Source organism: Liquorilactobacillus ghanensis DSM 18630, assembly GCF_001435235.1.
GTDB classification, from domain to species: Bacteria; Bacillota; Bacilli; order Lactobacillales; family Lactobacillaceae; genus Liquorilactobacillus; species Liquorilactobacillus ghanensis.
On the sequence record NZ_AZGB01000005.1, the window covers coordinates 1 to 26,391 of the forward strand.

Annotated in this window: 25 protein-coding genes; 21 read left to right on the plus strand and 4 right to left on the minus strand. The window is 37.2% G+C overall.

Annotated elements, in window-relative coordinates:
- Positions 1–102: 102 nt before the first annotated feature.
- The 6 genes from argS (at position 103) to FC89_RS01670 (ending at position 6,898) form a co-directional block, all read left to right on the plus strand.
- Positions 103–1,809, plus strand: coding sequence for an arginine--tRNA ligase (gene argS / locus FC89_RS01645; protein ID WP_057870811.1), 1,707 nt, complete (start codon positions 103–105; stop codon positions 1,807–1,809).
- Positions 1,810–2,003: 194 nt separating this feature from the next.
- Complete coding sequence (locus FC89_RS01650) at positions 2,004–2,726, plus strand: Crp/Fnr family transcriptional regulator (RefSeq protein ID WP_057870812.1); 723 nt, start codon at positions 2,004–2,006, stop codon at positions 2,724–2,726.
- A gap of 97 nt (positions 2,727–2,823) precedes the next feature.
- Positions 2,824–3,285: an arginine repressor gene (locus FC89_RS01655; protein ID WP_057870813.1), complete on the plus strand. Its 462-nt coding sequence runs from the start codon at positions 2,824–2,826 to the stop codon at positions 3,283–3,285.
- A 45-nt stretch (positions 3,286–3,330) separates the two neighbouring features.
- Positions 3,331–5,460: a PBP1A family penicillin-binding protein gene (locus FC89_RS01660; protein WP_057870814.1), complete on the plus strand. Its 2,130-nt coding sequence runs from the start codon at positions 3,331–3,333 to the stop codon at positions 5,458–5,460.
- Between the two features lie 83 nt (positions 5,461–5,543).
- A complete protein-coding gene (locus FC89_RS01665) occupies positions 5,544–5,882 on the plus strand; it encodes a YlbF family regulator (protein WP_057870815.1) in 339 nt (112 codons plus the stop codon).
- A 50-nt stretch (positions 5,883–5,932) separates the two neighbouring features.
- Complete coding sequence (locus FC89_RS01670) at positions 5,933–6,898, plus strand: 3'-5' exoribonuclease YhaM family protein (protein WP_057870816.1); 966 nt, start codon at positions 5,933–5,935, stop codon at positions 6,896–6,898.
- A gap of 232 nt (positions 6,899–7,130) precedes the next feature.
- Here FC89_RS01670 and FC89_RS01675 read toward each other — a convergent pair whose 3' ends face one another.
- The 3 genes from FC89_RS01675 to FC89_RS01685 form a co-directional block, all read right to left on the minus strand.
- Complete coding sequence (locus FC89_RS01675) at positions 7,131–8,027, minus strand: peptidylprolyl isomerase PrsA (protein ID WP_057870817.1); 897 nt, start codon at positions 8,025–8,027, stop codon at positions 7,131–7,133.
- 142 nt (positions 8,028–8,169) lie between these two features.
- On the minus strand, positions 8,170–8,469 hold the full coding sequence (locus tag FC89_RS01680; protein WP_057870818.1) for a phosphoenolpyruvate-utilizing N-terminal domain-containing protein: 300 nt from the start codon (positions 8,467–8,469) through the stop codon (positions 8,170–8,172).
- Positions 8,470–8,471: 2 nt separating this feature from the next.
- A complete protein-coding gene (locus FC89_RS01685; protein ID WP_057870819.1) occupies positions 8,472–8,900 on the minus strand; it encodes an HIT family protein in 429 nt (142 codons plus the stop codon).
- Positions 8,901–9,005: 105 nt separating this feature from the next.
- On the opposite strand from FC89_RS01685, the gene FC89_RS01690 reads away from it, so the two are divergent.
- The 4 genes from FC89_RS01690 (at position 9,006) to trmB (ending at position 12,589) form a co-directional block, all read left to right on the plus strand.
- On the plus strand, positions 9,006–9,746 hold the full coding sequence (locus tag FC89_RS01690) for an ABC transporter ATP-binding protein (protein ID WP_057870820.1): 741 nt from the start codon (positions 9,006–9,008) through the stop codon (positions 9,744–9,746).
- Positions 9,736–10,953, plus strand: coding sequence for an ABC transporter permease (locus FC89_RS01695; protein WP_083485380.1), 1,218 nt, complete (start codon positions 9,736–9,738; stop codon positions 10,951–10,953). The genes FC89_RS01690 and FC89_RS01695 overlap by 11 nt, the downstream gene beginning before the upstream one ends.
- Positions 10,954–11,019: 66 nt before the next feature.
- Positions 11,020–11,820 carry a phosphotransferase family protein gene (locus FC89_RS01700; RefSeq protein ID WP_057870822.1) on the plus strand — a complete coding sequence of 267 codons (801 nt, stop codon included), beginning with the start codon at positions 11,020–11,022 and terminating at the stop codon, positions 11,818–11,820.
- A gap of 106 nt (positions 11,821–11,926) precedes the next feature.
- Positions 11,927–12,589, plus strand: a complete 663-nt coding sequence (gene trmB / locus FC89_RS01705; protein ID WP_057870823.1) for a tRNA (guanosine(46)-N7)-methyltransferase TrmB — start codon at positions 11,927–11,929, stop codon at positions 12,587–12,589.
- On the opposite strand, the gene FC89_RS01710 is transcribed toward trmB, so the two are convergent.
- Positions 12,567–12,917 (minus strand): hypothetical protein, encoded by a 351-nt coding sequence (locus FC89_RS01710; protein ID WP_057870824.1) that lies wholly within the window; start codon positions 12,915–12,917, stop codon positions 12,567–12,569. The genes trmB and FC89_RS01710 overlap by 23 nt on opposite strands.
- Before the next feature lie 155 nt (positions 12,918–13,072).
- Here FC89_RS01710 and FC89_RS01715 point away from each other — a divergent pair, with 155 nt between their 5' ends.
- From FC89_RS01715 to dnaI, 11 genes are all read left to right on the plus strand, one after another.
- The gene (locus FC89_RS01715) at positions 13,073–13,393 is read left to right on the plus strand and encodes a thioredoxin family protein (protein WP_057870825.1); all 321 of its coding nucleotides are present in this window, start codon (positions 13,073–13,075) and stop codon (positions 13,391–13,393) included.
- Positions 13,394–13,413: 20 nt separating this feature from the next.
- Positions 13,414–14,049, plus strand: a complete 636-nt coding sequence (gene ytpR, locus FC89_RS01720) for a YtpR family tRNA-binding protein (protein WP_057870826.1) — start codon at positions 13,414–13,416, stop codon at positions 14,047–14,049.
- Positions 14,050–14,278: 229 nt separating this feature from the next.
- Positions 14,279–16,576 carry a DNA translocase FtsK gene (locus FC89_RS01725; RefSeq protein ID WP_057870827.1) on the plus strand — a complete coding sequence of 766 codons (2,298 nt, stop codon included), beginning with the start codon at positions 14,279–14,281 and terminating at the stop codon, positions 16,574–16,576.
- An 84-nt stretch (positions 16,577–16,660) separates the two neighbouring features.
- Complete coding sequence (gene murC / locus FC89_RS01730) at positions 16,661–17,992, plus strand: UDP-N-acetylmuramate--L-alanine ligase (protein WP_057870828.1); 1,332 nt, start codon at positions 16,661–16,663, stop codon at positions 17,990–17,992.
- Positions 17,993–18,210: 218 nt separating this feature from the next.
- Positions 18,211–18,918 carry a Bax inhibitor-1/YccA family protein gene (locus FC89_RS01735; protein ID WP_057870829.1) on the plus strand — a complete coding sequence of 236 codons (708 nt, stop codon included), beginning with the start codon at positions 18,211–18,213 and terminating at the stop codon, positions 18,916–18,918.
- Positions 18,919–19,196: 278 nt separating this feature from the next.
- Positions 19,197–21,857 carry a DNA polymerase I gene (gene polA / locus FC89_RS01740; protein ID WP_057870830.1) on the plus strand — a complete coding sequence of 887 codons (2,661 nt, stop codon included), beginning with the start codon at positions 19,197–19,199 and terminating at the stop codon, positions 21,855–21,857.
- A gap of 15 nt (positions 21,858–21,872) precedes the next feature.
- Positions 21,873–22,703, plus strand: a complete 831-nt coding sequence (mutM, locus tag FC89_RS01745; RefSeq protein WP_057870831.1) for a DNA-formamidopyrimidine glycosylase — start codon at positions 21,873–21,875, stop codon at positions 22,701–22,703.
- The gene (coaE, locus tag FC89_RS01750) at positions 22,700–23,299 is read left to right on the plus strand and encodes a dephospho-CoA kinase (RefSeq protein WP_057870832.1); all 600 of its coding nucleotides are present in this window, start codon (positions 22,700–22,702) and stop codon (positions 23,297–23,299) included. The genes mutM and coaE overlap by 4 nt, the downstream gene beginning before the upstream one ends.
- Positions 23,300–23,322: 23 nt before the next feature.
- Positions 23,323–23,820 (plus strand): transcriptional regulator NrdR, encoded by a 498-nt coding sequence (gene nrdR / locus FC89_RS01755; protein ID WP_057870833.1) that lies wholly within the window; start codon positions 23,323–23,325, stop codon positions 23,818–23,820.
- A gap of 23 nt (positions 23,821–23,843) precedes the next feature.
- A complete protein-coding gene (locus FC89_RS01760; protein WP_057870834.1) occupies positions 23,844–25,193 on the plus strand; it encodes a DnaD domain protein in 1,350 nt (449 codons plus the stop codon).
- 21 nt (positions 25,194–25,214) lie between these two features.
- Entirely contained in the window at positions 25,215–26,138 is a 924-nt protein-coding gene (gene dnaI, locus FC89_RS01765) for a primosomal protein DnaI (protein WP_057870835.1), read from the plus strand.
- The last annotated feature ends 253 nt before the right edge of the window (positions 26,139–26,391 follow it).

Here is a 26,391-nt window from a genome sequence, read left to right on the forward strand (position 1 = left end):
TACATAGGGCTTATAGCCCTAGAGCAAACCACCCGTTTGACGGGTGGTTATGATTGTTTTAATCGTTCGAAAGAATTTATGAATAAGGCAAGGAGTGGCATGATGGATTTTAAAAAACAAGTAGTAAGTAGTCTTCAACAAGTATTACCAATTGAGTTAACAGCTGAACAACTGACCGCTTTACTGGAAATACCTAAGAACGACCAAATGGGAGATTTGGCTTTTCCTACCTTTATCTTAGCGAAGTCACTGCATCAGTCGCCGGTCAAAATTGCAACTGATTTGGCAGAAAAAATTGATCAGTCTAAGTTTGAAAAAGTACAAGCTGTTGGTCCTTATTTGAATTTCTTTTTAAATAAACAGCAATTAGGTGAGCAGATTTTAAAAACGGTTTTACAGCAACAAGCAGCTTATGGTGAACAAGATTTAGGGCATGGTGGTAATGTTCCGATTGATATGTCATCACCTAATATTGCTAAACCAATGTCGATGGGACATTTACGTTCAACAGTGATTGGTAATTCTTTAGCTTATTTGTTAACTAAAGTAAATTATCATCCGATTAAGATTAATCATTTAGGTGATTGGGGAACACAATTTGGTAAGTTGATTACAGCTTACCAAAAATGGGGTTCCGAAGCTGAGGTCAAAGCTGATCCGATCAATAAATTATTGGCTTATTATGTTCGTTTTCATCAAGAAGATGTCGATCATCCTGAATTAGATGATGAGGCTCGGGCTTGGTTCAGACGACTAGAAGCTGGAGATCCGGAAGCAATTAAGTTATGGAAATGGTTCCGTGAGGTTTCATTACAAACTTTTATGAAAGTTTATCAACGGCTGCATGTCGAATTTGATTCTTATAATGGCGAAGCTTTTTATAATGATAAAATGGCAGAAATTGTTGAAATTTTAGAAAAAAAGCAGTTGCTTAAGGAAAGTCAAGGAGCCCAAATTGTTGATTTAAGCAAATATGATTTGAATCCAGCATTAATCAAAAAAACAGATGGAGCAACACTTTACATTACTCGTGATTTAGCAGCAGCTTTATATCGCAAGCGGACTTATAATTTTGTTCAGTCACTTTATGTTGTTGGCAATGAACAAACCAATCATTTTAAACAATTAAAAGCAGTTTTAAAAGAAATGGGTGAAGATTGGGCTGATCAAGTACATCACATTCCATTTGGTTTAATTACCCAAGGAGGTCATAAGCTTTCAACTCGAGCTGGCAGGGTAATTTTATTAGAAAAAGTACTGGATGATGCTGTGGAATTAGCACAGCAGCAGATCGAACAAAAAAATCCATCACTTAAAAACAAGGCAGCGGTTGCCGAAGAAGTTGGTGTGGGTGCGGTTATTTTCCATGATCTTAAAAATGAACGTTTAAATAATTTCGATTTTAACTTGGATGAGGTTGTTCGTTTTGAAGGAGAAACTGGTCCTTATGTTCAGTATTCGCATGCACGTGCGCAAAGTATTTTACGTAAAGCACAAGCGTTAGATGCCAAACCAGCCGCTGCAACTGCCAACATAGCCATCGCACCAACTGCTGACACTTGGAGTGTGCTTAAACAACTGAATGATTTTCCGATGATTATTCAACGAGCAGTTAAAGAATACGAACCATCAGTGGTTGCTAAATATGCACTTCATTTGGCAAAGGCTTTTAATCAGTATTATGCACATACTAGAGTTTTGGAGCAAGATGATCAATTAACCAGTCGTTTAGCATTGGTTAAAAGTGTTGCAATTGTATTGCAGGAAGCGTTACGGTTATTAGGTGTAGCAGCTCCTGACGAAATGTAATAACAACTTTTAGAATGTTTTCTTAAAAGCAGCTTTTCAAGCTGCTTTTTTTGGTAATTATATTTAAAAAGGATGGTGATTGAGTAATTAGCCTTAATTTATTTGAAAAAATATTAGTAAAATTATGAAAAGGGTTTCCAAGTGGCCTGCTTTTTGATAATATTTTATATATAAAAGGGCTGGAGGAACATTTTATGATAAATAACACTGAAAATCGACTTACAGTTGAAAAATTGGAATTTTTTAACTTGCTTGATAAAAAAATGCAGCAAGAGTTTATTAAAAATGCTCGTTTACAAAGTTTTAAAAAGGGAGAATGTATTAATAATAAGCTTGATTTAGGCAAAAATGTCATTATTGTTTTAGAAGGAAAATTAGTCTGCAAAAGATTTCATGCTAATGGCGAGGGTTACTCAGTGTTTTTCTTAAAAGAAGAAGAACACTATCCTTTCATTGATAAAAACCTAAGTGAATATTTAGATGTTTATTTAATTGGCAAAACTAGTGGCAAGTCTTTGATTTTGACGACTGAAATGTTTGAGCAGCTTAGAATAAATCATGTTCAAATCGACGAAATATTGTTAAGCAAAATTAATTGGCATTTTTATTTTGCAGTTTCAATGCGATGTGTATTTCCAGTAACTAATGCCTGCGAAAGAGCCAAACGAGTAATATATTTGTTTAACCGTGAATTTGGTGATCGCCAAGCTGATGGGTCATCTTTTTTCCCAAGATGGATAAATCATTATGAAATTGCTTTGTCAGCTGCAACGACTCGTGAAAGAGTTAGTCAAACGATCAGTCAGTTACGGCGAGAGGGTATGGTTGAAAATCGTGGGCATTTGTTGATTTTAAAACCAGCATTTTTAGAACAATTAAAACAAGAAATTAATTTGGAACCGCATAGAATTACTTGAATAATAAATAATTTTTAATTATTGTGCTAATTCAAGTCGGTGGTTCGAAAGCTGTTGCTTTTTTTGTTATAATTAGAAAAAAATACGAGGGATGAAAATGAAAAAAGAAATTAGGCAGGCAACAATCGAACAATTGATTTCACAACAGGAGATTTCAAACCAGGAAGAATTGATGCAAGCTTTAAAACAGAAAGGAATTAAAGCAACCCAAGCAACTATTTCACGAGATATTCGTGAGTTGCGAATCGTCAAAGAACAGGGAATTAGTGGTAAATTGCATTATGCTGTTTTTAAAGATGATCCCGTTTCAGAAAAAGAACAGCTTTACGCGAATATTACCGAAATGGTAATTGAAGCGACCCAAGTGCAATTTTTAAATGTTGTTAAGACACTGCCACATAGTGCTAATGTTTTGACGGCAATTATTGATGATTTAGAATTGCCGGAAGTTGTTGGAACAATGGCTGGGTATGATACGATTATTATTATTAGTCGAGATGAACAAGCAGCAGCTCAAGTAAATCAAATATTTTTAAATCATATGCAGCAATCTGAATAGTGGTTTTATTCTTACTGATTGTAATTAAGGATTGATATAACAGAAATGAAAGAAAATTCCGTATTGAAAAAGGGCTGGAGAGCATTTAAGCGCTGGTTGCACCCATTGCTAAGTTGGTTACACAAACAATGCAAGCAATATTGTGTAGGGCGCATAATTTTAATTTGTTTTTTAAGCTTGTTTTTAATTGCCAGTTGTTATTTAGTTTATGTGGCTAAGACTGCCAAAGTTGGAAATTTAAAAGCAGAATTGGAACAGTCTACAGAAATTTATGATTATCAGGGTAAACAAGCTGGTTATTTATATTCACAAAAAGGAACTTGGAAACCACTAAATCAAATATCAGTTAATATGCAAAATGCAGTTTTGTCAACTGAAGATCGTAATTTTTATCACGAATACGGATTTTCTTTTAAAGGAATTGCTCGTGCCGGTTTATTGTATATTCGTAATAAATTGTTAGGAAGAAACTATATTAGCGGTGGCGGTAGTACTTTAACGCAACAGTTGGTCAAAAACGCTTTCTTATCCCAAGAACAGACTTTCTCACGTAAAGCTAAGGAAATCTTTATTTCAATGCAAGTTGAAAACGAGTATACGAAGCGGGAAATCTTAACAATGTATTTAAATAATGCTTATTTTGGTAATGGGGTATGGGGCGTTGAGGATGCTTCTTTGAAATATTTTGGGGTTCATGCTAGTCAGTTGAGTGTTGCGCAGGCAGCAACTTTAGCTGGTATGTTGACAGATCCGGGTGGGTATAATCCATTAGATCATCCGCAAGCTTCTAAGCAAAGAAGAAATACCGTTTTACAGTTAATGGTCGAAAATAATAAACTTTCTGCCAGCGAAGCTAAAAACTACCAGCAAACGGCAATGGTAACCGATGATCAATATCATTATCAGTCTGGTTATAAATACCCTTATTATTTTGATGCTGTAATCAATGAAGCGATAAAAAAATATGGTCTAAGTGAAACCGAGATTATGAATGGCGGTTATAAAATTTATACAGCGTTAAATCAAAATTATCAAAAACAACTGCAAGCTGATTATACTAATAGTGAATTGTTCCCTTATAATGCAGCAGATGGTACTCAAGCTCAAGGCGCTTCAGTAGCTCTTGATCCTAAAACCGGTGGGGTGGCTGCTTTGATTGGTGGTCGTTCTGGTTCTCATGTTTTTCGCGGCTATAATCGAGCAACCCAGTTAATCCGCTCTCCTGGCTCAACGCTTAAACCGATTGCGGTTTACGCGCCAGCCTTGTCAGCTGGGTATCATTATGACTCTTACTTACAAGATGAATTGCGTTCATATGGTACAAATAAATACACACCACATAATTATGATAACGAGTATACCGGCAAGATTATGATGTATAAGGCTTTAGCTGAGAGTAAAAATGCCGCAACTGTTTGGTTATTGAATAAAATTGGTGTCCAGCGCGGTTATGATATGGCTAAAAAATTTGGCTTGAATGTAACTTCAAGTGACAATAATTTGAGTTTAGCTCTGGGAGGATTGAAAAAAGGTGAGTCGCCTTACCAAATGGCTAGTGCTTACACGGCTTTTGCTGATGGCGGCAATTTGCATTCACCGTACCTAATAACTAAAATTGTAGATGCTTCTGGTAAGGTGATCGTTAATAATCCGCAGACTTCAACTAAAAGAGTTTTAAGCAAAAAAAATGCTGACGAAATGACCAGCATGATGATGGATGTATATAATGATGGGACTGGCGTCAATGCCAAGCCCAGTGGCTATACGATTGCTGGAAAAACTGGCACGACTCAAAGTGCTTCGGGTTCAACGGCCGATCGTGATCACTGGTATATTGGATATACACCGGATGTAGTTTTAGCAACTTGGGTAGGTTTTGATTCAAATAAATATTCATTGCTTGATGAAGGAACTCGTGGTGGATCAGCATTGTTCAAGACGGAAATGGAAGGAATTTTGCCGTATACGAAGGGAACTAGTTTTAAAGTTAAAAGTGCTGCTTCCCGGGTAACAGCAACTCAAGCAAATAGTGGCAGTGACTTTTGGAACGATGTGGGAAATGCCGGCAAGAATCTTAAAGATAATGTCTCACAATCCGCTAAAGAAGCACAGGCGAAAGCGGCTGAACTTTTCAGTGAAGGCAAACAAAAATTACAAAGTATTTTTGGGAGATAATTAAGAACGGTTTTTTGTTTGAAAAGTGTTAGAATTATGAAGTACAATGTTCTACCCAAAAATTAACTATTGGAGGAGAAACAATGATCAATATCTATGATACAGCAAATCAGCTGGAAGAAGATTTAAGAAAGACAGATGAGTTTATAGCTTTGAAGGGAGCTTATGCTCGTCTGAAGCAAGACCCGTTAGCTTTTACGATGTTTAAGAAATTCCAAAAACGGCAAGTTGAATTTCAGAAAAAACAAGCTGATGGTAGTTTGAAAGATAGTGATTTAGAAGAACTTAAAAAATTAGGCGAACAAGTCGAAAAAAATCCAGCTATTATGGAATTAATGACAAAAGAACAACAATTAGCAAAATTAATGGACGAAGTTAATCAAATTATGTTTAAACCAATTAATGAACTTTATCAAGATTAGAATCAAAAGATTATCAAAAATCCCATCAGAATTTACAAGGGGGGATTTAGATGAGTGTTAAGAAGATTTATGATTATCAAGTAGATGAAAAACTAGAGTTATTTGTACTGATAAAGTCCGCTAATGTCCGAATTGCTAAAAATGGTAAAAAATTTATTGCTTTTATGCTGGCTGATTCTTCGGGTGAGATAAGTGCTAAATTTTGGGATGCCAGTGATAAAGAAATCGCAGCTTTTCAACCGGGGAAAGTTGTGTTGATTAAAGGTAAACGTGAAATCTATCAAGGAAATCCGCAAATTAAGCTGTTTTTTGTTCGCTTGGCGACAACGGCTGAACCGCATGAGCCAGCAGCCTTTGTCAAACGAGCACCGCTGAAGGCTGCTCAAATGGATGATGAGATTAATCAAATAGTTTTTGCAATTACTAATCCTGATTGGAATCGGATAGTTAGATTCTTATTGAAAAAATTCCATCAGCAATTTTTTACTTATCCAGCAGCTAAAAAAAATCATCATGCTTTTACGGGAGGCTTAGCGTATCATAGCTTATCCATGCTGCGCTTGGCGCAAGCTATTGCGCACGAGTATCCAGTAATTAATGCTCCCTTACTTTATGCTGGTGTGATTTTGCACGATATGGGCAAAACGATCGAGCTTTCAGGGCCGGTAGCAACCAGCTATACGACAGCCGGAAATTTGATTGGTCATATTGTTTTGATTGATGAACAAATTGTGTTGGCATGCCATGAATTGCAAATTGATGAAAATACGGAAGACGTTTTGTTGCTGCGGCATTTGATTTTATCGCATCATGGTTTATTGGAATATGGATCTCCAATCAGACCACATTTACTAGAGGCGGAGGTTTTACATCAAATTGATCAAATCGATGCTTCGATTCAGATGCTGTCAGGTGTTTTGGAACATACTGCTCCAGGCGAGTTTTCGGAAAAAATTTTTGGGATGGATGGTCGCAATTTTTATCGACCACAGTTGGACAATAATTCATCAAAATAGATCTGTTGATTTTTAATAATCTAATGCTGTGTATGTAAGAAGCTGCCTGTTTGAATAAAACAGACAGCTTCTTTGTAATTTAGAGTAATCAGTGTTTGAGATTAAGAATCAAGAAATCAGCATAGGGATGCAAGTAATAATTATAAAATTGAATTTAGCAATTCAAAATAAAAAACCAGTAATCTTATCACTGATTGCTGGTTTTAAATCATTAACTTAATTTAAATTAGTTTTAATTACTTGAACTTGAGCTGGTGGAGCTTGAAAGGTAGTTTGACAAAATGTCTTTCAAGTCATTATCCTTGATCGAAACATTGCCTTTCTTAAGGACTTTAGCAACTACACTTTGTAAAACAGTTGAATCGTTCATGTCATTATTAATAATCTGTTTTTTGAGTTCAGCTGTGTGATCAGACATTTTTCCTTTGGCTGGGTGTTTAATAGATTTAATGACATGGTATCCATAGCTAGTCTTAACCGGTGTCTTAGTATACTCGCCTTGTTTTAAAGCAAAGGCTGCTTTTTTGAAGGTAGAGTCTAATGAAGAATCCGTATTATCAAAGGCTGCTAATTTTCCACCCTTATTTTTGCTTGAAGAATCAGTTGAATATTTTTTAGCTAACTGGCTAAAGTTTTTCCCTTGATCTTTATTTAACTGATTAATAATATCTTCAGCAGTTGACTTTTTAGCAACTAAGATGTGTGCGACAGTCGTCTTCGGCTGATAACTCTTCCACTGTTTAACTAACTGTTTGTGAGTTACTTTTTCGTTAGCCTTAACTGCTTCTTTTAACAAAAGATTTGAACGAATTGACTTTTTGAAACTAGAAGCGGTCATGCCGTTTTGCGACAACACAGATGAGAAAGAAGAACCATATTGCTTTTTATAAGCATTGTACTGGCTGGTAACTTCTTTTTGTGAAACCTTGTCGCCATATTGTTTTTCCAAGACTTTATCAAGAATCATCTGTTCCAAAATTTGTTTTCCAGATGATGTTTTCTTCATGCTGTCGTAGTATTCACTTTCAGTGATTTTGCCACCTGAAGTTGTAGCAACTGTTTTTGAGCAGGCACTCAAAGTTGTTACGGTCAATAAAAGTCCAGCTGCTGCTAGTAGCCATTTTTTCATTCCTATAAACACATCCTATTCTGATTATTTAAACTTAAAGAAAGCTAACGGTTATTACTATAACACACTGATTAGATTTGGATAGCCAAAAAGGCAAAATTTACCAAAAATTTCATTCTTTATTCAATTTTAAAAAAAATGCTTACTGAAATTTTTGACTTAGCTGCTGAATTTTATTTAAGATTGGCTCAATTTGAAGTTGATATTCAGCTAAGGTTTGTGCTAGTTCACTAGAAAATTTTTGGTTGTTTAATTGCTCAGCCAATTGTTCGCTCAATTGTTTAATTTTGCGGATGGCAGTTTGAATACGGTGCATTTCAGCAACCAACTCTTCAGTGTCTTTTGTTTCAAAAGTTGTTGGCTGTTTTTGTTGCTGTTGGTACAACCAAATGCCACCTAAAATAATGCCGGCTGAAAGACCAATTAATCGTTTATGTTTCATAATTAATCCTCCAAATGATTTTTAATCGTCTGGGCAATTTGTTGCAACTGTTCAGTAGAGTATTTTTCCGAGTTATCTTTAAAAATCATTTTAAAATCATCATTTTCACTGTACCGTGGAATTAGATGAATATGTGAATGAAATACCGACTGGTAAGCAATTTTTCCATTATTATTGATGATATTCATTCCTTTGATTGCTGGATTGCTGGCTTTGATCGCCCGAGCAATTTTTGGTAACCGTGAAAAAACAGTTTTAGCCAGCTGTTCATCGTAAGCAAAAATATCCGCTATGTGCTTTTTCGGTACCAAGAGAGTATGACCTGGGGTTCCTTGCGAGATATCCAAAAAGGCTTTGACTGCTTCGTCTTCATAAACTGGAATACTAGGTATCTCACCAGCAATTATTTTACAAAAAATACAATCATCCATAAAATAGGACCTTCTTTCTAATTCTTTTATTTTAGTATACACTATCAAGTAGATAGTTGCTGAACAGCAGTCAGATAAATCTAATTTTCAGAAGGGATTTACATTATGTCATTAGAAGTTAAAAACTTAGTTGGAGGCTACTCACAGATCCCGGTTCTAAAAAATATTTCTTTTCAAGTTGAACCGGGACAAATTGTCGGTTTAATTGGATTAAATGGAGCTGGAAAATCGACAACAATTAATCATATCATTGGTTTGTTGCGACCACAGCAAGGTACAATTATGATTGATCAGGTTAGTTTGCAACAGAATCCGCAAGCTTATAAACAAAGTCTGGCATATATTCCGGAAATGCCGGTTTTATATACCGAATTGACTTTGCGCGAGCATTTGGATTTAACGATCATGGCTTATAAATTGAATCGACAGCAAGCTTGGAAAAAAGCTGAAAGACTATTAAAAATTTTCCGATTAGACAATAAATTAGACTGGTTCCCAGCTAAATTTTCAAAGGGAATGCGGCAAAAAGTGATGATTGTCTGTGCTTTTTTAAATGATAGTAATTATTATGTTATTGATGAACCTTTTTTGGGACTAGATCCGTTGGCTACCAGAGATTTGTTACACTTGATTGCGGCTGAAAAAAAGCGTGGGGCTGGAATTTTAATGTCGACCCATGTTTTAAGTACGGCTCAGACCGAATGTGATTATTTTATTTTATTACATGCTGGGAAAATTAAGGCTCAAGGGAATCTAGCTAAGTTACGGCAACAGGCTGGAATTACCAGCAATCAATTAGATGATATTTATTTTGCATTGACCGAGGAAGATCGTTATGATGAATGATTTGTGGAAGAAACGCAAGCAAAGCTATCAATCTTTCTTATTAAAATACTCAAAGTATGTGTTAAATGATCATTTCATCATTGCTTTACTGTTTTTTGCAGGTGGGATAGCATTAGCCTATTCTAATTTAGTAAGAAATTTACCGGCTACACCACTTTGGTGGGAAAGACCAGCAGTAATCATTGGTTTGTTGCTTTGGCTGCAACTGGGGCGTTCGGCTACCTTACTGAAACCGGCGGATATTGTTTTTTTATCGCCGCTTGAATATCAACTGCCAGTGTATTTGCGCCGGTCATTTAGATATTCTTTTGTCAGGGGCAGTTTCATTCAATTGCTTGGTTGGATCATAGCTTTACCGTTACTGTTACAAGGACTTCACTGGGATAGTTGGTTAGCGGGTGTTTTAGTGGTGCAACAATTACTGCTTAAATTTTGTTGGCAGCAATTAGATTTTGCTCAAGCTTATCAACCCAAATTTGCTCAAACCAGTTGGCGTTTCTTTGGACATTGGCTGTTCCCGCTGGTATGTTTAAGTTGGCTGATTTACTGGCAGAATTTTGGTAGTTTGTTAGTAGTGATGATTGGGGTAGTTTATTTAAGTTGGCAAATCAGTAGGCAACGGCAAAGAGCTGCTTTTGCCTGGCAGTTGATGATCACTGCTGAGCAGCAGCGGCTGCAGGCAGTTTATCGTTTGATTAATTTATTTATCGATGTGCCCCAAGTTAAGGGAAGCATTTGGCGATTACGCTGGTTTGATCGTTGGTTACCGTCAGCAGATAAAACAACTAATGGATTTGATTTCTTATTTATTCGTAGTTTTTTACGTCGCAGTGAGTATAGTGGATTATATATAAGATTACTGTTGCTGATGATCTTTTTAGAAGTAATGTTTCATAATTTTTGGTTGCAGACGGCAGTTATTTTGATTGGAATGTACTTAATTGGTTTTCAGCTATTTCCGTTGTTCAATGTTTTTGAAGAAAATGTGTTTATTCATTTATATCCTTTGACGTTGGCACAACGAAGTGCAGCATTTAGTAAATTGTTGCAAAAAGTCTTATTGTTGGCGTTAGTTGTTGGTATCGTTAGTGGACAAGCGGCTTACTTTTCACTGGAAGGCTTGGTTTTGCAGCTCGGCTTGGGTTTAGTTGAGGTTTGGATACTGAGCAAACCTTTCTGGCGGGCGCACCTCAGAAAAAATGCTTGACACTCAGAAAAGAGATTTGTAGACTTAGAAATAGTTAGGTGTACATGTAGAAGGGGACTGGCCATAATGGATCTTAGATTAAATGATGGCTGGCAGATCAGACCAATTGGCGGTAGTACCGGAATGGCTTATATGGGTATTAAAGAACATCAAAAGCTGTTCATTAAACGGAACACTTCACCTTTTTTAGCAGCGTTATCACTTGAAGAAATTACGCCGCGATTGGTATGGACAAAACATATTTCAACTGGGGATACATTGACGGCTCAAGAATGGTTGAACGGCCGTTGTTTAAGTAAAACTGAGATGCCGCAAAAAAATGTTGCGGCATTATTAGCCAAAATCCACAGTTCAGCATTGTTGAAAAAAATGTTGAAACAAGTAGGCGGAACTTATGTTTTTCCAAGCGATCTGTTAAGCGAGTATTTCCGCGGACTGAGTAGCGATCTACGACAGCATCCGTTATTGAAAAAAGTTGCCAACCGTTTGCGTTCACAGCAACCGGAACTTAAATGGCAGGATTATCGTGTCAGTCATGGTGATTTGAATCACAAAAACTGGCTTTTATCGGATAGTGGACGTTTATATCTGGTTGATTGGGAATCAGCTTCTTTAGCTGATCCAGCACTGGATTTAAGTATGTTAATGCGTCAATATGTTCCACGTCAGCAATGGCAAACTTGGCTACTTGAAAAATACCAAGTCCAAGCAACTCCACAATTGCAGCAGCGATTGGAATGGTATGGGTTATTGAATTTATTGCTGGAAATTAAAGAATTTCATCAGCGTGGTCGTTTCTTTGAAATGAACCGAGACATATTAGATTTAGCAGAGTTAGTTAAACAAGAACATTTTATTGATTTATAAATTCTTAATCAGTTAATTTCTCATTAAAGTGGACATGTTCGAACTGAATATGCGCCGCTTTTTATTTACAAATTAATTAATTTAACCTGAAAGAAGGAAGCAAGCAATGCGTTTACGTAATAAGCCTTGGGCCAAGCCGCTGATTGCTGCCAATCCAGATTTAATTGTGACTGATCCGGCAGCATTAAAGGGAACTTGGCAAAGTCGTTTTTCTCGGTCAGCACCGCTGTATTTGGAAATCGGCATGGGTAAAGGAAATTTTATTATTGAAATGGCTAAACAACATCCAGAAAATAATTATCTTGGGATGGAAGTTCAAACAACAGTTGCGGCGATCGTTTTAAAAAAATTGTTGGCGCAATCAGCACCGTTGCCAAATTTACAGCTAATTGTTGGTGATGGGCGATTGTTAACGGAATTTTTTGCTGAAAATGAGATTACAGGAATTTATCTTAATTTTTCTGATCCATGGCCTAAAAAAAAGCAAGCCAAACGTCGGCTTACTTATCACACTTTTTTGCAACAATATCGCCAAGTTCTTGTTAAAAATGGTCAAATTGAGTTTAAAACTGATAATCAAGGATTATTTGAATTTTCACTGCAAAGTATGAATAATTTTGGCATGTATTTTGTTGGAGTTTGGCTGAATCTTCATCAAAGTGAGGAAAACGAGAATAATGTTTTAACTGAGTATGAAGCTAAGTTCAGCCAAAAAGGTCAGCCGATTTACAAGGTGACTGCAAGGTTTAATTGCTCAACTGAGCATTGAAGTTATTGCGTTTCAATTCCAATACACTACCGGTAGTTGCATCAGCTAAAAAGTCGTATTGAATCAATTGCTGATCTTCCAATCTGGAGACACCACCGTGATAAACAAAAGTTTTGAGGGCAAACTTTTGGAAAGGTTCGGGGCGCGTACTGATCCATGAATCTTGAATCGGTGTTTCTCTCTGAAATTCTTGGCGAACACGAGACAAGATTTGCTGCGGAGTAAGTCGTTCAGACTGGTGAAGAAATCCGCTAGCTTGTAAACCGCTAATGAACCCGGCAATGGTTCCAATTAATAATGGAAAGAAACTTCTGCTTTTGATATTCATTTGGAAGACCTCCTTTATTAGTTAGTTATATGCTGAGTATAGCACAATTGATTAAACAATGAGTTAAGAAAGCTTGAATAATAATTGTTTCAGTTACTTTTATTTTAGCAGTAGCTTGTCTTATAATAAAATAAATACAGATGGAGGTCATTTAAATGAAAAAATTAGAAAAAATTGATTTGACGAACCTCGAAAAAAAATTCAGTAAGGGAAATTATGTTTTTTTCTTTGAAGCTGGATGGTGCTCAGATTGTCAATTTATCAAACCAGCAATGCCAGAAATTGAAAAAGATTTTCCACAGTTCGAATTTATTAAAGTAGATCGTGATGAAAATATCGATCTTTGCCAAGAAATGGGAATTATGGGAATCCCTAGTTTTGTAGTGTATCAAAATGGTCAGGAAGTTGATCGGTTTGTCAATAAAGATCGGAAAACTAAAGCAGAAGTTGAAAATTTTTTAACACAGTCAGTTTAATGTAAGAGGAGTTTTTGTTAATGTTGATCACCTGTTATAATCCTACAGAATTAGGAGATATTTTACTCGTTGTTTTAGCGGCTGATGTTTCCGAACAAAAAATTAGCCAAAAAAATAACATTATTCAGTTTTCAGATTCGGTTAGTGGCCAACCAATTGGCTACAATATTTTACATGCTTCGGAATTATTGCCTAATTTGACTGGAAATGGTCGCATACAGTTGAATAACGAGCAATTACAGTGTTTGAATGCGGCACTGCAGCAAGCTGGTTTTAACACCGAAGTGAAGTTTGATCAGCGACCGCGCTTTGTTGTTGGCTTGATTGAAAAACTCGAAGATCATCCTAACTCAAATCACCTGCATGTAGCTCAAGTTCAAGTTGAAGATCAACATAAATTGCAAATCGTCTGTGGGGCACCTAATGTGGCTGCTGGTCAAATAGTAGTTGTGGCAGAACCGGGAGCGATGATGCCTAACGGCGAAATTATTTGGCCGGGTGAATTGCGCGGAGTAGCTAGCGCAGGGATGATTTGTTCAGCTCGGGAATTAGGCTTGCCAAATGCACCGCAAAAACGGGGGATTTTAGTTTTACCAGCTGATGAATATCAACCGGGGACGCCATTTGATTTAGCGAAACACCAAGCAGTCAAATAATCTGTAAGTTGCTCGGCTTTTATTTGGAAAAATTGATTTTGGGTCCAGCAAGCTGACTAACTTGAAATAAATTGAGTTTAATATTTTTAATTGATCAGGCTGCGGCAATTATTTTTGTCACAGCCTGATTGGTTGTTCAGTTGTTTTACTGTTATGATAAAATGATTAAGACTGAGTAGTCAGTTTGTTTTACGGTAAAGCAAAAAGAAGTTATTGGAGGAATTTATTAATGAAGCATTATGATGGACCGGCTTTTTATCGTTCAAAAAAGAAGCTGCCAAAACAAACGAGCTTCATTCACAGTTATCAGTCAAGTAAAAATAATAATACGGTTGAAAAAACTACAAAAAAAAATAATTCACATATTTTTCACCCAAGTTATGTGCCACCATCTTTGCAGTCGTTAACGGATCATTATCGACGCCGAAAATATCAAGACTTGATCCAAGACTTGCAAAAAACTCAGTCAAGTTATCTGTTGTTTACAACAGAAAATACTACAGAGTCTAATTTGATTGACTTAGATCAACTAGAAGATAGTTCGACTGAGACAATTACAGCAACTGTTCCAGAATCGACCGAAACAGTTGCACCGAAAAAAGGAATGATAACAAACGTTAATCAACCCGAGCAAAAAACAACAACAGTGGTTGAAAATAAACTGTCAGTTAAAAATTCTGACTCCTCAGCAGCACTTGTTGATGAGCAACCGAAATTGCCAATGGTTACCAGTAGTCAAAAGGCTGATGTCAACACTAGCGAAAAAAACAATCAGCAAATGAGTTCAGGTGAAACTACAGGAAATTATCATCAAGAAAAGACGGTTCAAACTGTTAAAGCAGTACCCAAAAAGGCTGATTTTGAACAAATTGCAGCAGTTGATTCAGCTGCTGCAACAGAAAAAAAGACACTAGCAACAACTGATAAATCAGCTGTTCAAAGAGAAAATTCAAAATCGAAAGCAAATTTGACAGTCACTGCAGCGGTAGCTAAAGAACAACTACTAGCTGCTAAACCAGCTGACAAGCAAATTTCGACTGCAGCTGCTAAGGCACAGTCAACAGCAACAAACAACTTATCAACGACTACAACAGCTGACAATTCAAGTAAACATGCAATTGAATATCATTTTCCATCTTTAGATTTATTACCAATGCCAATTGATAAAAATGATGATTCAATGGATGAGTGGGTCTTGAAAGAAATTGATGTTTTAAATGAAACACTAAAATCTTTTCGAGTTCAAGCTAGTGTTAGCGATTGGACAATTGGACCGACAGTTACTCAATTTGAAGTTAGTTTAGCGCGTGGAGTCAAAGTCAGCAAAATTACCAATCTGGTAGATGATTTGAAATTGGCACTTGCTGCCAGAGATATTCGAATTGAGGCACCGATCCCGGGTAAGAGCACCGTTGGAATTGAAATTCCTAATCTTCATTCCCGTCCAGTGATGTTAAAAGAAGTTTTGCAATCCAGTGCCTTTAAAACGGCTGCCTCTCCATTAACTGTTGCTTTGGGAGTAGATTTATTCGGCCAGCCGCGGGTGATGGATCTGCGTAAGATGCCGCATGGTTTAATTGCGGGGGCAACCGGTTCTGGAAAATCGGTTTTTATCAATAGTTTATTAGTATCTTTATTATATAAAGCAACCCCGAATCAGGTTAAATTATTGTTGATCGATCCCAAAACCGTTGAAATGGCGCCTTATCAAGGCCTGCCGCATTTATTAGCTCCGGTTATTTCTGATCCGACGGCCGCGTCAGCAGCCTTAAAATGGGTCGTCGAAGAAATGGAACAGCGCTATCAGCGATTAGCAGCAGCGGGGGTTCGTAATTTGGAGAGCTATAATCAAAAAGCTGCTGCACATGGGGATTATGGTTTGCAGTTGCCATATATTGTAATCGTAATTGATGAATTGGCTGATTTAATGATGGTTGCAGCTGCTGATGTTCAGGATTATATTGCCCGGATCACACAAAAAGCACGAGCAGCCGGGATTCATTTACTAGTTGCTACCCAGCGGCCAAGTGTTGATGTTGTGACCGGAACGATAAAAAATAATATTCCGACACGAATTGCGTTTATGGTTGCAAGCCAAACTGATTCGCGGACAATTTTAGATACTTCAGGAGCAGAGCGGCTATTGGGCAAAGGAGATTTACTGTACTTAGGAAATGGTTCAAGTCAGCCGTTGCGTTTGCAAGGAACTTACATTGGTGACGAAATTGATCAAGTTACTGATTATTTAAAAGAACAGCAGCAACCAGATTATTCTTTTGATCCGGCTGGCTTAAAAGCCCAAGTTCAAGCTCAAGAACGTGAAGATGAGTTATTTCCGCAAGTAATGGCGTATTTAGTAAATGAAGAAACAACTTCAACTTCTAAATTGCAGCGGGTTTTTTCGATTGGTTATAATCGTGCAGCTGGTTTGATTGATGAATTAGAGGCACGTGGTTACATTTCAGCAGCACGTGGTTCCAAACCACGCCAGGTTTTTTTGAAAGAATCGGATTTGGAAAATGAGTAGCTACCGTAAAGCTTAACACATTTATGCGAAATTTTATGTTAAACTAAGCAAGGGTTTAAACATAGGTAAAGGGGATAAATTATCATGAATGCAGACACAACCTATTTTTTTGTTGGTATTAAAGGTACAGGGATGAGTTCATTGGCTCTTTTATTACATGATAAAGGTCTTAAAGTCATTGGCTCTGATATTGAAAAATATACTTTTACCCAGCGTGGATTAGAGCAAGCCGGGATTAAGATCTTACCGTTTGATGAAAAAAATATTCATGCAGGGTTAACAATTATCGAAGGTAATGCTTTTGGATCAGACCATCCAGAAATTAAGCGGGCTCATGAGTTAGGCTTAAAAATCTTCAGTTATCCGGCAATGGTTGAAAAAATTATTGCTGAAAATACTAGTATTGGAATTGCCGGCTCACATGGGAAAACCAGTACTACTGGCTTATTAGCCCATGTTTTAAGTGGTGTTTCAGCTACTAGCTATTTAGTTGGTGATGGTTCTGGCAAGGGCGTGCCTAACTCAAGATTCTTTGTCTTTGAAGCTGATGAATATCGCCGTCATTTCGTTGCATATCATCCAGATTATGTAATCATGACCAATATTGATTTTGATCATCCAGATTATTTTACTGGAATTGAAGATGTCTTTGATGCTTTTACTACTTTGGCAAGCCAAACCAAAAAGGGAATTTTTGCTTGGGGAGAAGATAAATATCTGCGGAATTTAAAAGCACCGGTACCGGTCCATTATTATGGGACTAGTGAAGATGATGAATTTCGAGCTGTAAACATTAAACGGACAACTAAAGGTTCAACTTTTGATGTTTATCGCGAAAAGCAATTCTTGGGTACATATCAAATTCCATTGTTTGGTGAACATAATGTGCTAAACAGTTTAGCGGTAATTGCAGTTTCTTATTGTGAAGCTGTTCCGCAAGATGAAATCAAACGTGAACTACTGAGTTTTAAGGGAGTAAAGCGGCGTTTTACCGAAAAAATAGTTGCCGATATGACAATTATCGATGATTATGCTCATCATCCATCAGAGATTAAGGCTACTTTAGATGCTGCTCGGCAGAAATATCCTAAAAAAGAAATTATTGCTGTCTTTCAACCACATACGTTTAGCCGTACAATTGCTTTGATGGACGATTTTGCAACTAGTCTAAATTTGGCGGATAAGGTATTTTTGACCGATATTTTTAGTTCCATTCGTGAACATAATGGGAATGTTTCCAGTGATGATCTTGGCAGCAAAATCACCAAGGGCGGTGAGGTACTGAAATTAGATAATATGTCGCCGTTGCTTGATTTCCATGATGCGGTCGTGGTATTCATGGGTGCTGGTGATATTCAAAAATATGAGTATGCTTATGAACGTTTATTAAGCAATTTGAGCTTTAAAAATAATTAATATCCAGCTAAATAAGCAAGCCATAATATTAAAATGGCTTGCTTATTTTTAAATGATCTGTTTAAAAGTTTGAGATTGCCTGATAACTATGCTAAAATACTACCAAAGTAATTTAAAGTAGTGTACTTGCTAAGCAATGTTAAATTTGGCAAAGTAATTTGGCATAAAAGTTGAGAAGTTAGAGCTTTTCGAGTAGAATTTTAATAGAGGTGAAGTAAATGGATAATAATGGGCAAAGAGTAGTAATTAATCCAGAAAAAGCTGGTTTAAATGGTTTTTTGACTAAAATGTATGCATTCATGGCTGGAGCGGTTGCTATTTCGGCTGTTGTAGCATACTTAGTTGCAAAAGTATTTTATGCACAAGTTATGACAACAATTGCTCAGCATAGTTTCTTGATGTGGTTGTTGTTTGGAGTTCAATTTATAATTGTTTTGGGAATGTCATTTAAAGCGGATCGCTCTCCACTAATGACAGCCACTGGTTTAGTTTCCTTTGCGGTAATTGAAGGTTTGTTCTTCGGCATTATCGTGACGGCCTATACTGGTACAGATGTAACGATGGCCTTTATCGGTGCAGCTTCAGTGTTTATTGCGATGACGGCAATTGGATCAATTACTAAACGTGATTTGTCAAGGATTGGTACGCAAGCTTTGGCGGCATTAATTGGATTAGTGGTTGTTTCGATAATCAACATTTTTCTTCAGAGTGCCATGATTCAATTTGTCTTCTCGTTTATCGGTGTGATTATCTTTACTGCTTTGACAGCTTGGGATGCACAAAAGTTCAAGCAGCTTTATATGCAGACAAGTGGTCAGGTAAATGAAAATAATTTGGCTATGATGGGTGCTTTACAGCTTTATCTCGATTTCATTAATATATTTATTAGTTTGTTAAATATATTTGGTGGCTTTAGTAAAAATTAATTAGTTTATTTAGAACGAAAGCAGTCTGATTTTAGGCTGCTTTTTTAGTTTGCTGGATTTTATTTTCACAAAAAAATCAAGCGAACTCACCGATCAAGCAGATAAACGATAATTTTTGTTGAATCATTAGAATAATTAAGAGCTAAAATTTGTTCGCAATAATATATGCTGCTGCAAGTTTTTTGAATGGAGACAGCGCTTGGTTTTTAGCGATAAGCTGTTACTTACGATATATCTCTGTTAAAATAAATTTAGCAGATATTGAAGGAGTTAACAAAATGGATAAAGCGAAGAAATTATTATTGATCGACGGCAACAGCGTAGCCTTTAGAGCCTTTTTTGCTTTGCATCAATCCTTAGATAGGTTTGTAAATCATGATGGACTTCACACGAATGCGATTTATGGTTTCAAAAAAATGTTGGATAATATCTTGACTCAAGTTCAGCCAACTCATATCTTGGTTGCTTTTGATGCCGGCAAGAAAACTTTTCGGACTAAAAAGTATGCTGATTATAAGGGTGGCCGATCTAAAACTCCCAGTGAATTAAGCGAACAATTTCCTTATCTCAAAAAATTATTATCAGGTTACGGAATTACTAGTTATGAACTTACTGATTATGAAGCCGATGATATTATTGGAACATTAGCTCAAAAAGCAGAAAAAAATGGTTTTTCCGTGACCATTGTAACTGGTGATCGAGATTTGACGCAATTGGCGACTGAACAAACAACGGTTGCAGTTACTCAAAAAGGTGTCAGCGAAGTAGAATTATATACACCAGCTCACGTAAAAGAAAAATATGAATTAACACCACAACAAATTGTTGATTTAAAGGGCTTAGCTGGTGATAATTCGGATAATTATCCAGGTGTTGCCAAAGTGGGACAAAAAACTGCCTTACGTTTATTACATCAGTTCGGTTCAGTAGCTGGGATTTACGAACATTTAGATGAAATTAAGGCTTCTAAAATGAAAGAGCACTTGATTGAAGATAAAGCAACGGCATTTCTTTGTCGGGATTTAGCACAAATTAGGCAAGATGCACCGGTTACAGTTGAATTGAACGATTTAAAGTGGGAAGGTAAAAAGCAGTCAGAATTGCTGGATTTTTTTGAGGCAATGGATTTTCGTAGCTTTTTAACTGAATTACAGCCTGAAAATCAAGTGACAGAAGCTCAGGTTCAAGTGCAAGTTGAACAATTACGGGCAGAAGATTTAAAAAAATTGCCGCAACGACCACAATCTGTTAGTTTTTATTTAGAAATGAGCGGCGATAACTATCATACAGCGCCTTTTGTCGGTTTTGCATTTTTAGTTGATCAAAAGTTTTATGCTGCTCGAGATAGTAAGTTACTGCAAGCTGCGCCATTAAAAAACTGGCTGGAAAGCGAGCAGACACAAGTTAATCTGTTTGATGGTAAACGGACTTTGGTAGGATTGAAGCGTTTAGGAATTGATTTGCAAGCGATTGATTTTGATTTACTACTAGTTTCTTACTTGTTGGATACCAGCGATAACAGCAACGATTTAGGAAAATTGGCGCAGCAGCATGGTTACCAAGCAGTTGCAAGTGATGAAGAATTTTATGGTCGCGGAGCCAAATATCAAATTCCAAGTGATGACGCAGTTCTTTTTCAGCATTTGGCGCAAAAGGTTTTGGCAATTGATAAGTTAAAAGCACCTTTATGGCAAAAATTACAGACCAATCAGCAGCTTGATTTATATTTAAAAATTGAACGGCCATTATCATTAGTTTTAGCACAAATGGAAATTGCTGGAATTAAGGTCGATCAGCAGCGGCTAACGGCGATGGACAGCGAGTTTAAAGAACGAATTAGTGAACTTGAGGAACAGATCTATCAGGAAGCCGGAGAAAAGTTTAACTTAAATTCACCTAAGCAATTGGGAGTTATTTTATTTGAAAAACTGAAATTACCAGTTATCAAAAAAACTAAAACGGGATACTCGACAGCCGTTGATGTTTTAGAAAAGCTAAGAGGAATGGCGCCGATCGTTGATAATATTTTAAATTATCGCCAAATTGCCAAACTACAATCTACCTATGTAACTGGACTGTTAAAAGTTATTTCACCGAAAGATCAAAAGGTACATACGCGTTATACACAAACGCTGACAGCTACCGGCAGGTTGTCTTCAGTCGATCCTAATTTGCAGAATATTCCAATCAGATTGGCGGAAGGGCGAAAAATTCGCCAAGCGTTTGTTCCAACTCAACCGGGATGGCAAATTTTTTCATCTGATTACTCGCAAATTGAGTTACGCGTATTGGCCCATGTTTCACAAGACCAAAATATGCAGCAATCATTTAAAGACGGAGTTGATATTCATGCAAATACGGCCATGCAAATTTTTGGTTTAAGTGATGCTGATCAAGTAACGCCAAATATGCGCCGCCAGGCTAAAGCTGTTAATTTTGGGATTGTTTACGGTATTAGTGATTACGGTTTGTCGCAAAACATTGGAATTTCTCGGGCACAAGCCAAAAGTTTTATTGCCAAGTATTTTGAAGTTTTTCCTGGAGTGCATGAGTATATGAAAAAAATTGTAGTTGTTGCTCAAGAACAAGGCTACGTTGAAACAATTTTTAAGCGGCGCCGTTATCTACCGCAAATTAAAAGTCGTAATTATAATTTACGTTCGTTTGCTGAACGAACGGCGATGAACACTCCGATTCAAGGAAGCGCAGCCGATATTATTAAAGTTGCAATGATTCGGATGCAACGAGCTTTAAAAGAACAGCATTTGCAAGCAAAAATGCTGTTACAGGTCCATGATGAACTTATCTTTGAAGCTCCAGCAGCTGAAGTTTCGATTCTAGAGAAATTGGTGCCCAAGATCATGGACAGTGCTGTTTCACTAGCTGTGCCGTTAAAAGTGGAGAGTGCTTACGGAGATACATGGTTTGATGCTAAATAAAAGGAGAAATGTAGTTTGCCAGAGTTGCCAGAAGTAGAAACTGTTCGTCGTGGTTTAGTAAAATTAATTAAAAACAAAACAATTAAGCAAGTAAAAGTAATCTATCCTAAAATAGTTGTCGGCGATCCGTTGGAATTTGCGCAACAACTACAAAATAAAAAAATTGAATCAATTGGACGCCGTGGTAAGTTTTTATTATTTAATTTCAATCAGGGAGTGACGATGGTTTCGCATTTGCGAATGGAAGGAAAATATTTTGTTAAATCAGCTGATAAGCCACTCGAAAAACATACACATGTAGTTTTTTCCTTTACGGATGGTTTGCAGCTGAGATACAATGATGTTCGAAAATTTGGTCGGATGCAGTTGGTAAAAACCAATTCAATTGCACAATTGCCTAATTTGGCAAAGTTGGGACCGGAACCTTTGAGTGATCAATTTGTTTTGCCAGATTTTGTGCAGAAATTGGCTAATAAGAAAAAAGCAATTAAAGCAGTTTTGTTGGATCAAACAGTAGTTGCGGGGTTGGGAAACATCTATGCTGATGAAGTTTTGTGGTTAAGTAAGATTCATCCATTGACGCCGGCAGCCAAATTATCAGTCAAACAGATCTCGGTATTGCGTCAGCAGATAATTACTGAACTAACTGCTGCTGTAAAAGCTGGTGGAACAACTGTTCGTAGCTATACAGATGCATTTGAACATTCCGGTAATTTTCAATTTGATTTGCACGTTTATGGAAGACAAGGGCAGCCTTGTCAGCGTTGTGGCAGTCAGATTGTGAAAATTCGGGTAGCACAGCGGGGAACTCATTTTTGCCCAAATTGTCAGCAGGTGATCAAATGACCTATGTTTTAGGTTTAACGGGTGGAATTGCTTCTGGAAAATCAACTGTTGCTAAAATTCTTTCAGAAAATGGTGCTGAGATTATTGATGCCGATCAAATTGCGCGTCAAGTTGTTGTTCCGGGAACAATTGGCTTGAAGCAGATTACGCAAGTGTTTGGTACTAAAATTTTAACGACTACTGGACAATTGAATCGAAAAAAGTTAGGTGAAATTGTTTTTTCCAATCCAGATGATTTAAAAAAATTGACTGCCATTACGGCTCCTTTAATTCGCCGTGAGTTAAAGCTACAGTTAGCAAAATTGCAGCAGCAACAGGTAAAATTAGTTGTTTTAATGATACCGCTATTATTTGAAACTGGTTATCAAACTTGGTGTGATGAAACACTGAGCGTGACTTTACCGTTAAAACTGCAATTACAACGTTTGCAGCAGCGGGATCAGTTAACAACGGCGGCGGCTCAAGCAAGAATTGCTACTCAAATGTCAGGTAAGAAACGAGATCAATTGGCAGATACAGTAATTGACAATTCACAAGGAATTGGCGCTTTAGAAAAGCAAGTGATAAAATGGCTTCAAGAAAGAAATTTAACATGATGAGAAATAACGGGGTGAAATAAATGAGATGTCCTCATTGTCAGCATAATGGTTCGCGTGTAGTTGACAGTCGGCCAACCGATGATGGTAAGGTTATTCGGCGTCGACGAGAATGTGAAGCGTGTGGTTTTCGTTTCACAACATTCGAACGAATTGAAGAAACTCCGCTGCTGGTAATTAAAAAAAATGGTGATCGAGAAGAATTCAGCCGGGAAAAAATTTTGCGCGGAATTATTCGTGCCGCGGAAAAGCGACCGGTCGCGATGGAAGAAATCACTAAAATTGTTGATGAAGTAGAAAGTAAAGTTCGCACACTTGGAGAAAATGAAGTTTCAACGCAGCTGATTGGTGAGTACATTATGGGTTTGCTGGCTGATGTTGATGAGATTTCTTATATTCGTTTTGCGAGTGTTTACCGTCAGTTTAAAGATATGAGTGTTTTTATGAAAGAATTAGAAGAAATGATGGCTCGCGATAAAAAAAACAACAACGCAGCAGATCAAGAAAAAAAAGAAAAATAAGGTGAAATGGCAGGTGTTATTGAATGGATAAACAGGAATTTAAGCTGTCACCTACGACTCATTTTATTGCAACAGCCCAACAACGGTTATTTAGCAGCGATTTAGAGATAGTACTCTGGCTTTATCAGCCAATGTTGGGAGCGGCAGCAGCGGCTGTTTATAATTTATTGCACTCATTAGCACAAGTAACGACTGAAAAGCTGGAAATTAAGCGTTTATTGGAACAATTAGCTATCGGTTTGCCTGATTTTGCTAATTCGCAGTCACAATTAGAGGCCTTGGGATTGCTTAGAACTTTTCAAAAAAAAGCCGCTTTTGATGAGCAAGTATCATTTTGGGTCCAACGTCCGGTACAACCGGAAACCTTTTTTCAAGACGACTTGTTGCGCAGCCTATTGTTGGAAACTGTTGGTGAACCGGCTTATCGCCGTCTTTACCAACATTTTTTTAAGACAGCACCTGATCCAGCAACTGCCGGAACTGAAATTTCTAAAAGCTTTTTAGAAATATATCAAGTTAATCAAACGGAGCTGTCTAATGCACAAGTCAATGACTTAAAATTACAGTTACAGCCACCGGCAGTACCACTTATTAAGGGTTGTTCATTGGATTTTGCTTTTTTGAAAACATTATTACAGCGGTCATTTTTGGATACAACTCAGATCTGGCAGCATCGTCGTTTTTTAGCAACTGCCAATGTGGTCTATGGGCTTGATGAACTATCTTTGCTTAAACTGCTGGAAAATGCTGCTGATATGCAAACAAACCAAGTGGACTTTAAACTGTTTGCGCAGTTGCTACACCAAAATAATCGATCAAAGAATTCACGATCTTCTGAGACAAGTATCAGCAAAACGACTGAAAATAACAAGGTTGCATCAGCGGCAGTTCAAGCAGACGATCAACCCTTATTAACGGCTTGCCAAGCATATGCACCGTTGGAGTTTTTGCAGACGCTTAAAGACGAAGAAGGAAGTTTTGTTACTAATTCAGAGCAACACTTGATTGAAAATTTTGTTCAGCTGAATTATTTTTCACCTGAGGTTATCAATGTTTTGATTCATTACATGATTGTTGATCGGGGGATGACTAGTTTAAATCGCGCGTTTTTTGAAAAAGTAGCGGCTGATTGGAAGAAAAAAAAGATTTCTTCAGCTGTTCAGGCCATTCAGCAAGTCAGACAGGTCAATCAACCAAAATCACCAGTACAGCAAACAAACAGACGTTACTCAGCAAAAAAAATTGTCCAAAAAGAAAAATTGCCTGATTGGGCACAAAATGATTTTAAACCAGTGAAAGAAGCAAATTATTCTGCTGAGGAACGCCAAAAATTGCAACAAAAAATTAATAAACTTACGCGCAAAAAATCCTGATATTAAAGGAGGTGGCGATTGATGAAAGATATCGGCAAGGAATTCGGCAAAGAATTAGCCAATCACCATTGGAATGAAAACTATCGACAACTGGTAAAACAAGCCTTTGCTGATCCTGAAGTTCAAGCATTAATTGCAAAACACCGTTCTGAATTAACCAATGAAGAATTAAAACGCAGTGCCAGCAAGGTTTATGAGTTCGTAACAATTAAAAATCAGCTTAAGCGTGGTGAATCGACTTTAGCTCCAGGATATGAACCTAAACTCAGTGTAGTTAATCATACTTTTGAAGTTGCTTATGTTCCCAGTCAGCAGCTGCTGGTAGAGCGGAAATTAGCTGAAGTTCACTCGCGAGTCAAGTTGTTGAATCTGCCTAAGTCTTTACGCCAAGCAAGCTTGGCTGACTTTGAAATTGCTGGGCGCGAGCGAGCTGCTAATGCGGCCACTGAGTTTATTCAACAGTATTTGGCGACACCGCATGAATTTCATCAAGGTCTCTATTTATCGGGTAGTTTTGGCGTTGGAAAAACTTATTTATTAGCAGCAATTGCAAATCAACTGGCAGCGGAAAATATAATTTCGATGCTGGTTCATTTCCCTTCATTTGCGGTTAAATTGAAAAATTCAATTGGGACCAGTCAGAATACACCATTGATTGAAACAGTTAAGAAAGTTCCGGTGTTGATGCTTGATGATATTGGTGCCGACCAGTTGTCCAGTTGGATTAGAGATGACGTTTTAGGTGTAATTTTACAATATCGAATGCAGGAACAATTGGCGACTTTTTTTAGTTCGAATTTATCACAGCAGCAGTTGCTGGGTGAATATTTGACCGTTAATAATCGTGGAGAAGCTGAACCGTTAAAAGCCCAACGAATCATGGAACGGGTACGTTATTTGAGTCGGGAAATTGTAATGATCGGTCAAAATCGACGCAGACAATAAAAATTTAAATTAAAGCTTGTTTTTTTAAAAAGCGAGTGGTTTAATAGTAAGTAATTGATGTGGAAGATAAACGACCGATAACTACAGGGATGGCAGTAGTTGATTGAGAAGCTGCCTTTGATTCGGTTTACCACTTCCATTTACTGCTCAATGAAAAGTTGGGTCGGGCCGTGACCGTTAAGCACGGACTAGAGAAGATTGGTTTGACCAATCTTGAAGTTGGGTGGAACCACGGATAAACGTCCCAGATATA

Bases quoted from the DNA above. Each gene is read 5' to 3' on its own strand.
- argS (WP_057870811.1), top strand. From the start codon at position 103: ATGGATTTTAAAAAACAAGTAGTAAGTAGTCTTCAACAAGTATTACCA.
- FC89_RS01650 (WP_057870812.1), top strand. From the start codon at position 2,004: ATGATAAATAACACTGAAAATCGACTTACAGTTGAAAAATTGGAATTT.
- FC89_RS01655 (WP_057870813.1), top strand. From the start codon at position 2,824: ATGAAAAAAGAAATTAGGCAGGCAACAATCGAACAATTGATTTCACAA.
- FC89_RS01660 (WP_057870814.1), top strand. From the start codon at position 3,331: ATGAAAGAAAATTCCGTATTGAAAAAGGGCTGGAGAGCATTTAAGCGC.
- FC89_RS01665 (WP_057870815.1), top strand. From the start codon at position 5,544: ATGATCAATATCTATGATACAGCAAATCAGCTGGAAGAAGATTTAAGA.
- FC89_RS01670 (WP_057870816.1), top strand. From the start codon at position 5,933: ATGAGTGTTAAGAAGATTTATGATTATCAAGTAGATGAAAAACTAGAG.
- FC89_RS01675 (WP_057870817.1), bottom strand. From the start codon at position 8,027: ATGAAAAAATGGCTACTAGCAGCAGCTGGACTTTTATTGACCGTAACA.
- FC89_RS01680 (WP_057870818.1), bottom strand. From the start codon at position 8,469: ATGAAACATAAACGATTAATTGGTCTTTCAGCCGGCATTATTTTAGGT.
- FC89_RS01685 (WP_057870819.1), bottom strand. From the start codon at position 8,900: ATGGATGATTGTATTTTTTGTAAAATAATTGCTGGTGAGATACCTAGT.
- FC89_RS01690 (WP_057870820.1), top strand. From the start codon at position 9,006: ATGTCATTAGAAGTTAAAAACTTAGTTGGAGGCTACTCACAGATCCCG.
- FC89_RS01695 (WP_083485380.1), top strand. From the start codon at position 9,736: ATGATGAATGATTTGTGGAAGAAACGCAAGCAAAGCTATCAATCTTTC.
- FC89_RS01700 (WP_057870822.1), top strand. From the start codon at position 11,020: ATGGATCTTAGATTAAATGATGGCTGGCAGATCAGACCAATTGGCGGT.
- trmB (WP_057870823.1), top strand. From the start codon at position 11,927: ATGCGTTTACGTAATAAGCCTTGGGCCAAGCCGCTGATTGCTGCCAAT.
- FC89_RS01710 (WP_057870824.1), bottom strand. From the start codon at position 12,917: ATGAATATCAAAAGCAGAAGTTTCTTTCCATTATTAATTGGAACCATT.
- FC89_RS01715 (WP_057870825.1), top strand. From the start codon at position 13,073: ATGAAAAAATTAGAAAAAATTGATTTGACGAACCTCGAAAAAAAATTC.
- ytpR (WP_057870826.1), top strand. From the start codon at position 13,414: ATGTTGATCACCTGTTATAATCCTACAGAATTAGGAGATATTTTACTC.
- FC89_RS01725 (WP_057870827.1), top strand. From the start codon at position 14,279: ATGAAGCATTATGATGGACCGGCTTTTTATCGTTCAAAAAAGAAGCTG.
- murC (WP_057870828.1), top strand. From the start codon at position 16,661: ATGAATGCAGACACAACCTATTTTTTTGTTGGTATTAAAGGTACAGGG.
- FC89_RS01735 (WP_057870829.1), top strand. From the start codon at position 18,211: ATGGATAATAATGGGCAAAGAGTAGTAATTAATCCAGAAAAAGCTGGT.
- polA (WP_057870830.1), top strand. From the start codon at position 19,197: ATGGATAAAGCGAAGAAATTATTATTGATCGACGGCAACAGCGTAGCC.
- coaE (WP_057870832.1), top strand. From the start codon at position 22,700: ATGACCTATGTTTTAGGTTTAACGGGTGGAATTGCTTCTGGAAAATCA.
- nrdR (WP_057870833.1), top strand. From the start codon at position 23,323: ATGAGATGTCCTCATTGTCAGCATAATGGTTCGCGTGTAGTTGACAGT.
- FC89_RS01760 (WP_057870834.1), top strand. From the start codon at position 23,844: ATGGATAAACAGGAATTTAAGCTGTCACCTACGACTCATTTTATTGCA.
- dnaI (WP_057870835.1), top strand. From the start codon at position 25,215: ATGAAAGATATCGGCAAGGAATTCGGCAAAGAATTAGCCAATCACCAT.